At 50.1% G+C, this 14,801-nt stretch carries 15 protein-coding genes; 4 read left to right on the forward strand and 11 right to left on the reverse strand.

The window, feature by feature from the left end:
* Nucleotides 1-134 precede the first annotated feature (134 nt).
* From FYJ45_RS06615 to FYJ45_RS06625, 3 genes are all read left to right on the forward strand, one after another.
* Complete coding sequence (locus tag FYJ45_RS06615) at nt 135-236, forward strand: helix-turn-helix transcriptional regulator (protein ID WP_330588576.1); 102 nt, start codon at nt 135-137, stop codon at nt 234-236.
* 1 nt (nt 237) lies between these two features.
* Nucleotides 238-507 (forward strand): hypothetical protein, encoded by a 270-nt coding sequence (locus tag FYJ45_RS06620; RefSeq protein ID WP_207708398.1) that lies wholly within the window; start codon nt 238-240, stop codon nt 505-507.
* 229 nt (nt 508-736) lie between these two features.
* Nucleotides 737-1,213, forward strand: coding sequence for a phosphorylase family protein (locus FYJ45_RS06625; protein WP_154463975.1), 477 nt, complete (start codon nt 737-739; stop codon nt 1,211-1,213).
* Nucleotides 1,214-1,612: 399 nt separating this feature from the next.
* On the opposite strand, the gene FYJ45_RS06630 is transcribed toward FYJ45_RS06625, so the two are convergent.
* From FYJ45_RS06630 to FYJ45_RS06660, 7 genes are all read right to left on the reverse strand, one after another.
* The gene (locus FYJ45_RS06630) at nt 1,613-2,029 is read right to left on the reverse strand and encodes a pyridoxamine 5'-phosphate oxidase family protein (RefSeq protein WP_154463976.1); all 417 of its coding nucleotides are present in this window, start codon (nt 2,027-2,029) and stop codon (nt 1,613-1,615) included.
* A 98-nt stretch (nt 2,030-2,127) separates the two neighbouring features.
* Nucleotides 2,128-2,484, reverse strand: a complete 357-nt coding sequence (locus FYJ45_RS06635; RefSeq protein WP_154463977.1) for a winged helix-turn-helix transcriptional regulator — start codon at nt 2,482-2,484, stop codon at nt 2,128-2,130.
* 42 nt (nt 2,485-2,526) lie between these two features.
* Entirely contained in the window at nt 2,527-3,234 is a 708-nt protein-coding gene (locus FYJ45_RS06640) for a response regulator transcription factor (protein ID WP_154463978.1), read from the reverse strand.
* Nucleotides 3,231-4,370 carry a sensor histidine kinase gene (locus FYJ45_RS06645; RefSeq protein WP_021637642.1) on the reverse strand — a complete coding sequence of 380 codons (1,140 nt, stop codon included), beginning with the start codon at nt 4,368-4,370 and terminating at the stop codon, nt 3,231-3,233. The genes FYJ45_RS06640 and FYJ45_RS06645 overlap by 4 nt, the downstream gene beginning before the upstream one ends.
* A 34-nt stretch (nt 4,371-4,404) precedes the next feature.
* Nucleotides 4,405-5,055, reverse strand: coding sequence for a potassium channel family protein (locus FYJ45_RS06650; RefSeq protein WP_154463979.1), 651 nt, complete (start codon nt 5,053-5,055; stop codon nt 4,405-4,407).
* Nucleotides 5,056-5,061: 6 nt separating this feature from the next.
* Entirely contained in the window at nt 5,062-6,411 is a 1,350-nt protein-coding gene (locus FYJ45_RS06655) for a TrkH family potassium uptake protein (protein WP_102287395.1), read from the reverse strand.
* 220 nt (nt 6,412-6,631) lie between these two features.
* On the reverse strand, nt 6,632-7,159 hold the full coding sequence (locus FYJ45_RS06660) for a hypothetical protein (protein WP_021637638.1): 528 nt from the start codon (nt 7,157-7,159) through the stop codon (nt 6,632-6,634).
* A 495-nt stretch (nt 7,160-7,654) separates the two neighbouring features.
* Between FYJ45_RS06660 and FYJ45_RS06665 the strand changes: the two genes are divergently transcribed.
* Nucleotides 7,655-8,275: a flavodoxin family protein gene (locus FYJ45_RS06665; protein WP_154463980.1), complete on the forward strand. Its 621-nt coding sequence runs from the start codon at nt 7,655-7,657 to the stop codon at nt 8,273-8,275.
* Between the two features lie 88 nt (nt 8,276-8,363).
* Here FYJ45_RS06665 and FYJ45_RS06670 read toward each other — a convergent pair whose 3' ends face one another.
* The 4 genes from FYJ45_RS06670 to FYJ45_RS06685 form a co-directional block, all read right to left on the reverse strand.
* A complete protein-coding gene (locus FYJ45_RS06670; RefSeq protein ID WP_154463981.1) occupies nt 8,364-9,698 on the reverse strand; it encodes an SPFH domain-containing protein in 1,335 nt (444 codons plus the stop codon).
* Nucleotides 9,699-9,860: 162 nt separating this feature from the next.
* Nucleotides 9,861-10,343: a hypothetical protein gene (locus FYJ45_RS06675; RefSeq protein ID WP_154463982.1), complete on the reverse strand. Its 483-nt coding sequence runs from the start codon at nt 10,341-10,343 to the stop codon at nt 9,861-9,863.
* Between the two features lie 7 nt (nt 10,344-10,350).
* The gene (locus tag FYJ45_RS06680; protein WP_154463983.1) at nt 10,351-10,791 is read right to left on the reverse strand and encodes a GntR family transcriptional regulator; all 441 of its coding nucleotides are present in this window, start codon (nt 10,789-10,791) and stop codon (nt 10,351-10,353) included.
* Nucleotides 10,792-10,804: 13 nt separating this feature from the next.
* Nucleotides 10,805-14,797: a PAS domain-containing hybrid sensor histidine kinase/response regulator gene (locus FYJ45_RS06685; RefSeq protein ID WP_235930661.1), complete on the reverse strand. Its 3,993-nt coding sequence runs from the start codon at nt 14,795-14,797 to the stop codon at nt 10,805-10,807.
* Nucleotides 14,798-14,801 lie beyond the last annotated feature (4 nt).

Below are 14,801 nucleotides of genomic sequence, written 5' to 3' on the forward strand. Positions count from 1 at the left end.
GTACCCAAAACCCTCTATTTTCGTACCAGATACAGAGAAATGTCCATCCTCTTGGCTCATTTATCTGAGATATGAAATTAAAAATTTCTTGAAAAATAAGGAAAAAACACTTGACTAAATAGGGAGGGAAAAATATGAGCTTTGCGGAAAACCTGAAACAAATCAGGAAAGAAAAAAATATCTCCCAGGAGAAGCTTGCTGAATTGCTGGATGTCAGCAGGCAGGCTGTGTCATAATATGGACAATTTTATTACACCGCCAAAGCACATAAACTTCAAGGCGAAGAAACTTTTTGGAGCAATGGAAACAATTATCGATGGCTCGATAGCATATGTAGATTTGAGTGGCGACGGGCCAACTGAGCAGCATACGCATGAACATAATCATCTGTTTATTATAACGCAGGGGGAAGCAAAAATAAAATTAGCAGACAGCGAAGTTATTGTAAAAAAGATGAAGCGTTTCTTGTGGAAGGGCATATTCCGCATTCTGTATGGAATAATATAGAATCTGAAACGGTAATGATCGGGATTTCCGTTAAATAGTCTTTAGTTTATCTAAGTAAAAATTCTATTGGGACGGAAAACGTTTTATTTGCCTGCTGATTCGTTTCCACAGCAATCATCCCCTGACCTGAAGTATCTTTATCTACACGTAATATCATATGAATATTTAAGCTTTTGATAATTCATTTTATAATATTATTAAATTGCTTGGCATGGAGGAAAACAGAACTATGGGTATCATCAAACATGAAATACCGATTTTAGAATTTGATACCGAGAAAACAGCAGTCATTAATCCTACGCATGACAGACTCGACCTGAAGCTTCCATCGAAATGCGTATTTGCATTTTTTGGGGAGTACATCGATGAATATGCGAAAAACAGTGAGACAAGACAAGTAGAAACCTTTATCAGCGCTACCAAGCAGTATCCAATTTATGTAACAAAATATATGGATACGGACATTTGCCTTTACCGGGCTCCCGTAGGAGCGGCGGCGGCCGCACAGCTCTTGGATTTCCTGATTGGCTATGGCGTAAAAGAAATTATATCCGCAGGCTCCTGCGGAGTGTTGGAGGATTTTCCGGAAAGCACTTTCCTTGTTCCATATAAAGCGTTGAGAGATGAAGGAACTTCCTATCACTATGCTCCGCCGTCAAGATTTATTGATATAGACGAGAAAGCAAGAAAAGCCATGTTGTCCTGATGAGGGCAGAGTTTGTATTCATGGACTGCACACGCAGTGTCTGGTATATGGAAACACGGCATTTCCCGCTTTGTGTCGTTTTTTTTTCATTCGATTTGTTCTATGATCGCTGTTGAAAGGAGGAATACCCGGTGGATCAGAAAAAAATTGTAACCGGCCTTGCCGGCCAGAGAATTACGGAAGCCATAGCTTCCTTCTGCAGCGGACTGTCTTTGGGGATGTTAATTACCGCCGTCCTCTATACGAGTAATTCCATATATAAAATTAAGGCCTTTAAAAAGCGCCTTTTGGGAAAAAATAAAATTGCTTTCTCAGCAGATAAGCGGTTCTGGTTATCTGCTGACAATAGATACGGGCCGAAAAACATTTATGTTTTCCGGCCCGTACCTGTTTCGCCTGTCAGATTTCAAAGGTTTCCGATTTGAAATTACTGTAATATCTCCCTTCGGCAGCCGTAAACCGCAGGACGCAGTAATCCGGATCCGTGACACCTTTCGGGTAATACATGGTATCCCCTTCTCTCCAAATCATTTCCTTACTTTCACTGTCCTCTAAAACCTCCATCGTCCCTTTGGGCATAACGCCCCTGAAGAAGCGCCTGTCGCAGAAATAAATACAGGCTTTTGGGTTATCTCGATACTGCGCCGCTCTCATGGATGATGTATTCGTAGTAAAATAAAATGTCCTGATGCCCTCTCTTTTACGCGGCGGCAGCATGGCCTTGGTGTTCGGAAAGCCATCCCCGTCCACGGAGCTGATAGAAGCCATCCCTTGCTTATCAATCAGATTTCCTATTGTGTTTTCCGCATTTTTCATCGCTCGCCCTTCTTTTCCCTCATTATAACTGTCTGCCTTCCTTTGGTAAAGTACACACTTTTTAGTAACTATTAAATGGCAGTTATAAAGGGCCTGCGTCATAACAGGCCCTTATCCCTCAATAAATCCGTTTTATTGTCTTCCACCATAATCTCAACCCCCACCTCCTGCATGATGGTCACTGCGCCGAAAATCTTATGACCGCGCGGTGTCAGGAAATATTCCACCTTCAGCGGATATCCTTCATAGGACTTTTTATCCACCACGCCGCAGGACTGCAGTTCATTCAGGTGCTGAAGCAGCATTTTCTGGCTGATTCCTGCAATTTCTTTTTTCAGGGCGGACAGGGAAGCAGGCCCCTTGCTCAGCTGCCACAGGATAACAGGCTTCCACTTTCCCTTAATCATATCGTGGGTTAATTCCAGCGGGCAGGTATATTCCTCACGCATTTTCATTTCCGCTCACTCCCTTTCCGGCGGCGGCCGCCCCATTTCCCTTTATTCCGAAAACCGGTACCCCACGCCTACCTCTGTAATAATAAACCGCGGGTTGGTGGTATCCTTTTCGATCTTCCGCCGCAGCGTCGCCATGAATACCCGGAGGCTGTTGGGATCGCCGCCCTCCCCATATCCCCAGATTTTACTCTGGATATAATTGTGTGTCAGGACCTTTCCCCGGTTGCTCACCAGAAGCGTAAGCAGCTTATATTCAATGGGCGTCACATGGATTTCCTTCCCGTCAATAAACACCATGCGTTTCACAAAATCAATCCGCAGATAATCACATTCAAAGCTTTCCCCCAGATCGCTGCCGCCGCTGCTCTGCTCAGATTTCCGGATAGCAACGCGGATTCTGGCCAGCAGCTCGCCCATGTGGAAGGGTTTCACCACATAATCGTCCGCGCCGAGATCCAGCGCCTTAATCTTCTCGCCTTCCTCCTGCCTGGCCGATACCACGATGATCGGCTTGTCCGAATTGCTTCTGATATGCTCTATGACCTCCATGCCGTCCATATCCGGCAATCCCAGATCCAGGATGACCACATCCGGGTTATTGGCATAGCTTAAGCCGATGGCCTCCCTCCCGGTGTCCGCCTTCAGATAATGGTAGCCTTTCTGCTTTAAACTCATGCAGATAAAATTGGATATATATTTATCATCCTCCACAATAAGGATGCTCACTTCTTTTTCACTGTTTTCCATCATTGCTCCTTTTCCGGCAGATGCCCGTCGAATGGCAGGTAAAACCGGAAGCATGCGCCTCCTTCCTCCCTGTTGAGAGCCTCAATCGTACCGCCGTGCGCCGTGACTATGGCCTTGCAGATGGCCAGCCCCAGGCCGATTCCTTTCCCCGTATCCCGGTTCACCGGCCGGAAGGTCACAAACTCATCAAAAATCCTGTCCTTAATTACCTCTTCGATCCCCGTACCGTTATCCTCTACGGAAAACCAGACCCCTTCCGGGGCCGCCTCCGTTTTTATCCGGATAAAGCCGTCCTCCTTCGTATGCTTGATGGCGTTGTCCAGAAGGTTGATGATCACCTGTACGATCATCTTTCCATCCATTTCCACCAGAAGCATCTCCTCCGGGATGTCTATTTCCACCCGGCGCTGCTTCCTCCGCCCCTTCACATAAGAAAGCGCATTGTTAATCACATCCTCCACGGCCTCCGGCTTTTTCTCCACCACCAGCTTGCCACTGTCAATCTTGGTCATATTCAGGATATTTTCCACCAGCTGGATGAGCCAGTCCGCCTGCTCATTGATGTCCTTGCCCAGGCTCACAATGCTTTCCCGGTCCATTTTATCCCCTGACTCCGCGATCAGGCTGCTGGCCCCCGCAATCCCCGTAAGAGGCGTCCGCAGATCGTGGGAAATGCTGCGCAGTAGATTACTGCGCATCTGCTCTTTTTCCATGGCGAACTTGATTCTCTCCTGCTCCATGGTCAGCTGCTCCGCCAGCTGCTCATTCTTCCTCGCCACCTCCACCTGATTCCGGAACCGTACCGTCAGGTTGGAAGATATGAGCGCCGCCACAAGAAAAAAGATGAGCAGAATCACATCATCCTGATTGGATATGGAAAACGTACGCACCGGTTCCGTAAACAGGTAATTGAATACCATAACGCTGACAATGGAAGCGATTACGCCATACTGGTACCCATTCGTACAATAAGCCACCAGAAGCACCCCCACAATAAAAAGCATCAGTATATTTTCCTTACCGATGCCCAGCCCGTGAAGCAAAAAAGAAAACAGAGAGGTAATGAGCATAATCCCCGCCAGCCGTCCCGCATACCGGATCTGATATAATCTCAAAAACCTTTCCATTTTCTCTTTCACAATAAATCCTCCTGAAACCTGTGTTGTCTCTATTCTATAGATGTTTCAGGATTTTATCAATATCTTTTTTACGGCCGATTACCATCAGGTGCTCTTTTGCGCAAAATACATGGTTCGCTCCGGGGAGGAAGCTGGTCTCGCCGTTGATTTTCGTACCGATAATGCTGCTGTTGAGCCTGGCCCGGAAATCCACCTCGCCGATTGTTTTTCCAACCCATTCCTTCAGGGGAGGGATTTCATAGATAGAATAGTCCTCGTCCAGCTCGATATAATCAAATACATTATCCGCAGAATAGCGGACGGCCACTCTTTCCGCGATATCGCGCTCCGGGTACACCACTTCGTCCGCGCCGTTTTTTAAAAGGAATTTTGCCTGGATATCCCTGGTGGCCTTGCTGACCACGAACCTGGCTCCCGCCTCCTTCAAAAGGCTGGTGATTTCCAGGCTGCTCTGGAAATTGGTGCCGATGCACACAAAACACAGGTCAAAATTTCCCACACCCAGGCTGTGAAGCACCTCTTCATTGGTACAGTCCCCTATTTTGGCACTGGTCACCAGAGGAAGCAGAGCCTCCAGGGCCTCCTCCCTTTGATCCACTATCATGACTTCATTTTTCAGCTCCAGCATTTTTCGGGTTAAATGCTGCCCAAACCGCCCCATGCCTATAATCAATACTGTTTTCATCTTATCTTATCCTATCATTACTTTTTCTTCCGGCAGCTTTATGGGCGCCACCTTCTTGCGTTCCATAAAGGACAGGGCAAAGGACATGCTGCCGATACGTCCGCAGTACATCAGCAGGACAATGACAATCCGGCTGGCCGCGCTCAGATCCCTGGTAATGCCTGTGGACATGCCTACCGTGCCTATGGCGGAAAAGACCTCAAAAACCACATCCTCCATTACCAGCTGCGGCTGGAAATAAGGGATGGCTATGGACGCGATAATCGCCATGCACAGACTGATTACAGCCACGTCGCTGGCCTTTCTCACAGCATCGTCCTCCAGCCTTCTTTCGAAAATATTGCAGCCTCTGGCGCCGCGCAGGTTGGACCATACATAGATGAGAAGCACCACAATGGTGGTGGTCTTGATGCCGCCTGCCGTGGATCCGGGACTGCCTCCGATGAACATCAGAAGCACGGTCAGCATCTTGGAGCTGGTGGTCAGCCCCGCCGTATCTATGGTATTAAAGCCCGCAGTACGCGCTGTCACGGAGCTGAAGGCGGAGGTGAGCACCGTTTCCTTTACGGACATGCCTGCCATCAGGTTATCCTTTTCAAACAGATAGATAAAGAAAGCGCCTCCCACAATGAGAATCGCCGTACAGGACAAAACAATTTTAGTATGCAGCTTGTATTTCTTTACCTGCCATTTATTTCTGCAGATATCATCCCAGACAAAAAAACCGATGCCGCCGATTATAATCAGTCCCATAATCGTTACATTAATCAGCGTATCATCCGCATATGAGGTGAAGGAGGAGTAAGGGCCTTTGCTTGTTCCCATCAAATCAAAGCCCGCATTACAGAAGGCGGATATCGCATGGAAAATACCGAAATAAATTCCCCGCAGCACCCCGAATTCCGGCACAAACCGGAACGAAAGAAGAACCGCACCCGCCATCTCTATAATACAGGTGCCGATGAGCGCCTTACGCACCAATCTGACCACGCCGCCCACCTGGCTGGTATTCATGCTCTCCTGAAGGATTCCCCTTGTTTTCAGGGAAATTTTCTTATTCAGGAACATGGCGAAAAGCACGCCAATGGTCATAAAGCCCAGTCCGCCCACCTGAATCATGAGCAGGATGATACACTGTCCGAACACACTCCAGTAGGAAGCGGTATCCACCACAACAAGGCCTGTCACGCAGGTGGCGCTTGTTGCCGTAAACAAAGCGGTAAGGGGCGTAGCCATCTCACCGCTTCTTGTAGCCGCAGGTAGCATCAGCAGAAGCGTCCCTACGGTAATTACCAGAAAATATCCCATCGCAATTATCTGCGCCTGTGTCAGTTTGTTTCTGATATAATGAAACATTTCCCAATCCTTTTCCTTTTATTATTTTTTATTGTTATTTCTCTGTAACAGTTCAGGCAGGTTTGCGCATTCACTGCGCAAACCGTGAGAAAACGTGGTTGCAGCAGGCATCCGCCCCTCGCCGAAGGCGACTTATCATGGGCGGATGCAGTAACAGTTCGGCCGAAGGCTGAACTGTTACATTTCTCTGCCCGTACCCGCAGTCACGGGGCTGTGCTGCTCAGGCATTGCTGCCTGAACTCTGTCTTTCAAAAAGATGATACAACCCTTCAGGCGTCGCTCCCGTTTTTTCCAGGACCCTGATCCGGTTCTCCAGGTAAATCCCCCGGTTTCCCGATTCATTACAGATGCCGTACAGCTGCTCCGCCCCTGCCAGGCGGTTTGCCATGCCGCACAGCAGCAGGTTATGGTAATCGGAACCATCCAGGGCGAACACCGTCATCCCCGGCGCGCCGGCCACCTCATGCCATCGGGAGGATACATCCGTCAGCTCTTCTCTTGCAGCGCTGTCAAACTCTGGAATCCGCAGGCAGCTGATACCGTTTTCCTGGAGCTTCTTTTCAAACAGAATGGCAAGCTCCCCTTCGCCTCCGATGAGCACCTCGTAATCATCGTCCGGCGCCGCACCCTTCGGCCGGAAATGGTATCCCTTCAGGATCTCATCCATATGTCCTGTAAAAACAAAGCCTACAATCAGCAGATATGCAGTCAATGCGGTCAGCAATAAAATATTTGTCAGAATTGTCATTTCATGATCGCCTCCTTGCCTTTTCTCCGTATCCACAGCTTTCCGGATACGAAAAAGGATGCTCGCTTAAACTCTTTTCTTAATTTAAGCATAGCATCCCGGGCATTAAGATAGTCTTAAGATTGCTTCTGTGGCATTAAGATTCCAATAAGATTCGTGTACCTCAAATTCCCCAGCATTTATGCGGGTTTCAGGCACTTTTACAATGCTTCAAGTCTTTTTTCAAGAGGTTTTGTCACAAATTAATCTTAATTCTGACGCACTATATACGTATATCCCGTCATTCCCTATAGCTTTTCTTAACACAGCCCCATTAAGGCTGTCGGAATCTGTCATTAAATTTCAATCTCCATAAAGTGCGTGTTGCTTTTGATTATTTTACTGTCAATTTTCGGCTGTAGCGCGCTATAATAATAAGATAAGGGAGACCGGCGTCTGTTTTCCGGCCCTGGAGAGTCCCTGCCTGATTATATTATGAAAAAAGAGGTACATAGCATGAAGGTATTATTAATTAACGGAAGCCCCCACAAAAATGGCTGTACATTCACTGCACTGTCCGAAATTGCAAAGACCCTGCAGGAATGCGGCGTTGATTCTGAAATTTTCCATATCGGCGCCGCTCCCATCCGCGGCTGTATGGGCTGCGGCGGATGCGCCGGAAAGGGGAAATGCATCTATGAAGACACTGTGAACACCGCTATCGAAAAGGCGGCGGAGGCAGACGGCTTTATCTTTGGTTCCCCTGTTCATTACGCTTCCGCGGGCGGAGGCATTACCTCCTTCCTGGATCGGATGTTCTATGCCGGGAAAAGCAGCATGGTTTACAAGCCCGGCGCCGCCGTGGCAAGCTGCCGCCGCGCCGGATCCACTGCCACGCTGGATCAGCTGAACAAATATTTTACCATATCCAACATGCCCCTTGTAGGTTCCTCCTATTGGAATATGGTTCATGGAAATACCCCGGAGGAGGTGCTTCAGGATAAGGAAGGTCTGCAGACCATGCGCAATCTCGCCAGGGACATGGCCTGGCTGCTGCACTGCATCCAGGCGGGTAAGGAAGCCGGAATCCATGCGCCTGAACCGGAAAGAGGAAATACCACCAGTTTTATCCGGTAACTGCGCATCCAGGTTATAACATTGAAAAAAGCAGGAAAGCCGGCGGCCTCCCAAACAAGGCCCGCCAGTCACTTCCTGCTTTCTTTTTCTACTTCACATCCCCGTCGTCAAACCTGTCGCCGCATTCCGGGCAGAATTTCGGCGGATGAGCCGGATCCTCAGGCTCCCAGCCGCATTTGTCACAGCGGTAAAGCTTTGCGCCCGCCGGCCTGGGCTTTCCGCACTCCGTACAGAATTTTCCTTTGTTTACCGCGCCGCAGGAACAGGTCCAGCCGTTATCTGACGGCTTCGGCTTTCCGCATTCCGCGCAGAAGCGGCCCGTATTTCCCTGAGCGCCGCAGCTACAGGTCCAGCCGCCGGCAGCCTGGGACATGCCAGCCCCTGCCTGGGGCGCCGCATTGTTTTGTCTGTTCTGCTGTCCCATTTCAAAAAGCTGGCCCGCATTTATTCCGCCTGCATTGGCCGCCATATTCATTCCCGCAAAGGCCATCATCGGCCCGGCAGCCTTATTTCCTGCCGCGGTTTTCATCGCATCAGCCTGCGCGCCGGTGATTGTTGCAGCCGCCATGTTGGGATCCCTAAGCACCGCCGCCTTCTGCAGCTGCTTAATCATATCCTCATCCTCTTCCGACGCCTTCACGCTGCTCACGCCGAAGGATGCCAGCGCGATGCCGCGCAGCTTCACCCATTTTTCGGAAAGCACCTGGTTCAGCGCCGCCGCGATTTCCTGCGTATGTCCCGGAAGGGAGCTATAACGGATTCCCATATCCGATATTCTTGCAAAAGCCGGCTGAAGGGCCGTCATCAGCTCACTTTTCAGCTGGCTGTCCAGATTCTCCCTGGAATAGGCCCCCTCCACATTACCGCATACATTCACGTAAAAGCAGATGGGATCCACCACACGGTAGGAATATTCCCCATGGCAGCGGATGGCGATATCAATATCCAGCTCGATATTCCTGTCTACCACACGGAAGGGAACCGGATTGGCCGTGCCGTATTTATTGCCCACAATTTCCTTTGTATTAATATAGTAAACACGCTGATCCTTAGGCGCTTCCCCGCCGAAGGCAAACCGGATGCCGAAATTTTCAAAGGATCTACGTATGTTTTCTCCTAAATCACCGTAAAAAACAGAGGGCTCGCTGGAGGTGTCATAAATGTATTCCCCGGGCTGGGCACAGATATCCACAACCCTGCCTTGGTCCACAATCATCATGCACTGTCCTTCATTGACCGCAATGACGGAACCGTTGGAAATTACATTGTCGCTTCCTTTTTTATTGGAGCCTCTTCTTGAGGTTTTTTTGCTTCCTTTTACCGCAAGGATATTGGCAGGAATGGAGTCACAGTAGAAATACTCCTCCCATTGATCCGCCATTACCGATGCCGCCGATTGTACTGCCGCTCTGATTAATCCCATTAAAACCGTCCTTTCTGCAGCTGCTGTCATGCCGCCTTACCATGCTCTTTCTATTTCCGGGAATCAAGGCTGCACGCCGTTCCTTCCGGGTCTTTTGCGCCCCAGTCTCCTGTGTCGGCTGCCCTTCTGCCGCGGCATGCAGCAATATGTGTCTATTATATGTCATCCACCCTTTTTTTGCAAAAGAAACCGCCCGCCTGTTTTATTTCGTTCCGGGAGCCGGCTGCCCCGGAGCCTGCCGCTCCATGGCGCCATGTGGATCCAGCAGGGGAAAGGAATCACGGATAAATGCCCGGAACTGGCTTTCCTCCGTCTCCACAATCCTACGCCAGCTGTCGGCAATCTCCTCCGGCCTGCCATATGAGGAAGGGAAGGCAGGTAGCTGCCGGCCGGATAGCTGCCGTGGATAATCTCGCGGATAATGCGCGAGGCCAGGGAATACCGCCGCTGCGGCCTGCTGCGGAATACATCCCAGCAAAACGGAATTTGTTTTACCTGCTTTAAGGAAAACTCATTTTCCGCTTCGTCCATAAAGGCAAACAGTTCCGAGGCGGCCTTGCCATAAGAGACCTCGAACCGGTTTCCCAGGGTTGAGATGACTTCTTCCTGTGACAGCTCTCTCGCATTCCAGACCTCAGTTTCCATATCCGCTTTAGTGTCCAGATAAGGAAAACGGATATACCGAATCGTTTCTCAGTAAAGATCCAGAATCAGCCGGTTGTTTAAGTTGGAAAGAACCATTATATAAAATGAAACAGGCATGGACACAGCCCCCTGAAAAGGTTCTTCCGGCGGCCTGCAAAACCGTAATTCCGTTCCTTCTCGGCACGAAATACAGGGCCGCATTTTTGCGGAAGCTGACCCTGGGCGCTTCATAAATCACCCTGGCGGTCTTTCTCGCATCAATCCGGATATATCCCTTTTTTTCCAGGAGCGCCAACGCGGACCGCACGGTTCCGGGAGCCATGTGGAACATATCCCCGATTCTGGCAATGGATGGCAGGCTGTCACCGCAGGCATAATATCCATAGAGAAGCCTTGTCTCAAAATACTCATAAATAAGCTTATAAAGTCCGTTATCCGACTTCATCATAAACCCTCGACTTTTATTTCCCTTTCTTCTTATTCGTCCGTCCAAGTATTCTTGTCAACGTATTTTTCAGCATTCCCACATCAATGGGCTTGGCAATGTGGGCCGTCATGCCAGCATCCCGGGCTGCCTGGATATCCTCCGCAAAGGCATTGGCAGTCATTGCAATCACAGGAATTGTCCCGGCATCCTCCCTGTCGGTTTCCCGGATGGCGCGCGCGGCCTCATAGCCGTTCATCACCGGCATCTGAATATCCATCAGCACCGCATCATAGGTCCCTGCCGGCGCGTCACGGAACTCCCTCACCGCCTGGGCGCCGTTTTGCCTGAGAACTGGCTCCGCACCGAACATGCGGAGAAGCTCGCTGATAATCTCCGCATTTATGGCATTATCCTCGGCTATCAGGAAACGGCGGCCGGCCAAAAGCGTGTCCGCCCCCGGCTCCAGAATTCCTGCATCCGTCTCTTCACTGACGTCGCTGTCCATTCCGTCCGCGTATTCACCCTCCAGTTCCACACAGAAGGTGGTTCCTTCCCCGACCCGGCTTTCCACACTTATCGTTCCGCCCATCAAATCCACAAGCCCCTTGGTTATGCTCAGCCCCAATCCGGTTCCTTCAATCCCCGCAGTCCTGTTGCTTCGGGTAAAAGGATCAAAAATATGGGCTAAAAATTCCTCCGACATCCCAATCCCCGTATCGCGGACCGTAAACCGGTAGCGCGTATGCTCCGGTTCCCGGCAGGTCTCCAGTTCTTCAATCCGGAACTCCACCGTACCGCCCTCCGGCGTAAATTTCACCGCATTGCTAAGGATATTGATCAGAATCTGGTTAATCCGCAGGACATCCCCATAAAAACAGTCATGCCGGATATCCCCTTTGTTTATCACAAACCGCAGCCCTGCGCCCCCTGCCTGGGGAGCAATAATGGCCGACAGCTGTTCCACCAGCCCGGAAAGGGATATGCTCATCCGGTTCAGGGTAATCTTGGAGCTTTCTATTTTGCTCATGTCCAGAATATCATTGACAAGGCTCAGCAGATGTCTGGAAGACACGGATATTTTCTTCAGGCAGTCCGCCACTCTTTCCCTGTCATCCAAATGGGCAGCAGCCAGAGCCGTCATCCCCGTAATCGCATTCATGGGCGTTCGGATATCATGGCTCATGGCGGATAGAAATTCACTCTTTGCCTTGTTGGCTTCTTCCGCCAGGGCCAGCGCATCCTCCAGTATTTTCTTGCTCTGACGTTCGGAGGCCAGCATATCCGTCACATCCGCACGCACCAGGCAGATCGTCCTGTGATTGGCATCTCCCCAGAGTACATTGACTTGTTTATAACGCAGGCTGCCGTCATCTTCCTTGTAGGAAAAAAGGAAATCATAGCCTTGAGGCTTTTCCCTGAGGTTTTTAAGCATCGTTTTTGTCCGGAAAAGCTCTCTGACATCCCGCTTCGCATCCTCTGAATCATGGCTGCCCAGGAAACGCATGATCGCTTCATCATAATTTTCCATGATAAACGGAGGAAGGTTCTTCAGCACCGTGTCCCTTGTATACATGGTCAGCCGTCCGCCGCTGCTAAGATCCACAAAGCCCGCCAGATCAAAGGTATAGGCAATCATATAAAGCAGCCCCTGCTGCTGCCTCACCGATTCCGTAATATCCGTCCTGGCAAGACATACCCTTCCCAGCCTGAGATCCGTGGCGAAAACGGTCATATTTTTAATACGGATATCCCCGCTGCCATCTACCATGGAAAAGTAAAAGGCATAAGCCCCCTCCCTGCCCAGCTTCTCAGAAACTTTCTCCGGATTCAGGCTTTCCCGGTACAACTGTGCATCCTGCCCAACCACGCTGTCACGGATCATGGAATCTATCCATTCGGTATACCGGCCCTGCTGAGAAGGTACGCGGGAAGCGCCTTCATTACTGGAAACAAGCGTGCAGCTGTCCATGGACAAATCCACATCCAGCACATAGTCGTAGCCTGTAACGGACAGCTGATGCAAAATCCTGTCGGAAATGGTCTGTCCTGTTATATCCGACACTGTCAGTATCCCCGTCACATCTTTGCTGTCCGGCGTGGCAACCAGATTCATATTGATGAGGACATACCGCCCCCTTTCTTCATGAGGCAGCTTTACAAAGCATTTCAGGCGCCGCTGGGTATCCCCCCGGCGGAATGCCTCCAGGGAAGGTCTGTTCAAATAAATACCAAGAAATTCCTCCCGTTCCTGTTCATCCACCACCAGGCTGGAAAGGCCCATAAAAAACTCTTCCCTCACCGTACCAAAGGTCTCCAGCAGATTTGAACCGGTCCTGTCGATAATTTCCAGGATACGGTTCTGCGTAATATTGCAGTGCCCCATAATGAGCGCATTGGGATCCGGAGTACGGTAATGGCTGATAATCAGATCCTGATATTTTTTCCGGAGCCGCTCCTGTTCCTCCCGTTCCCTGGTAACATCATGATAAACGGCATAGACCCGGCGCTCCCCGCCTTCATTCTGGATAAGGGTAAGGTTGTTTTTCACCCAGACATAGCTGTCTTTCCCTTTTTTCAGGCGGTAAACAATCTCACAGTGGCTGTCGCCGCTTTTGATATAATCATTCATCCTTTTATTTACATAATCCCGATCCTCCGGATGGACACCCACCATGGCATCCTCTTTGTAAAGCTCCCAGGCCTTGTCCAGCGGCATGTCGGTCAGAGCCGCAAAACCATCCGACAGAAATTCCGGTATCATGCTTCCGTCCGGTTCATAATGCACCACCGCAATTCCGCCCGGCAGATTCTTCACCACCGTTTCGAAGTACTCCTCCAGACGCTCCTTCTCTTTTCTCGTCCTCACCTCGTCCGTCACATCCCGGATATACGTCACATAGGCGGGAATCCCGTTCCATTCCGTTTCGTTAAAACGGGCCATGAAATAGCGGTCTGTACCGTCAATCCGCATTTCATGCTCGATCCCGTCCGGCTGATAGCACCGCAGGGTACAGAAAGAACAGGGTGCATCCTTGCCGTGCAGCGCCTCATAGCATTTCTTCCCCACGCATTCAGCGCCTTTGCTGAAAAGAGTCCTGGATTCATTGACATAAAGCAGATCATAATTATCTCTGTCAATGATATAAATCCCGTCCGCCGTTTCATTGGCAATGCTCTGAAAAAGCCTGGTTTCCTCGGAAATCCCCGTAAAAACAGCATAAAACCTCGTGCTTTCCGCCAGCGGCCCCATCCGCCTGCCGTTCAAATGAATCCAGATCAGATGTCCGTCCTTATGGAACATCCGGTAGGAAACATCCAGCACGCCGCCGCTTTCCACTGCCTTTTGCGCGGCCTCAAAAACCCGCTTCCTGTCCTGTTCATAAATCACGTTCAGCGCATCCCTGCCAATCATCCGCTCATATTCCTCCCGGCTGTGGCCGGAAAGCATGGTAACGCCGTCGGAAAAATAAGTGGGGATAAAACGTCCCCCTTCTATCCGGTAGCTGGCAATCCCGCCCGGTATGGAGTTAATCAGATGATCCATTTCCAGCTGCGCTTCTTTCAGATCGGATATATTATGGAATACGCAATGGAGCAGAGGGCAGCCGTCCTCTTCCCCGATCCATTTCATCCGTACTCGCACCCATACAATATGCCCGTCCCGGTGCTGCTTACGGAACTCAAAATCATCCACGCCATGGCTCCTGGCAACCTTCATCGCTCTGGATACCACCATTTTGGAATCCTCACAATAGGTCATTTCCGCCGCATCCCGTTTCACGAGCTCCCGGTATTCCTCCGCCGTATAGCCGGACAATTCCGGCACACCATCCGAGAAATAGATGGTTTCAAAAATATCGGATACCTTATAGATGGCAACGCCTCCCGGTATGGCATTTATGATTTCCTGCATTTTTTCGTTGGCTTCCGAAAGTTCCTTCTTCAGCAGATATTCCGGGAAAGGCCGCTCCTTCAGGTCTTTATTGTCCATCCCTGTGCTGTCCCCCTGATATTCGTATTCCCCCATGATC

Source organism: Eisenbergiella porci, assembly GCF_009696275.1.
Taxonomy (GTDB): domain Bacteria; phylum Bacillota; class Clostridia; order Lachnospirales; family Lachnospiraceae; genus Eisenbergiella; species Eisenbergiella porci.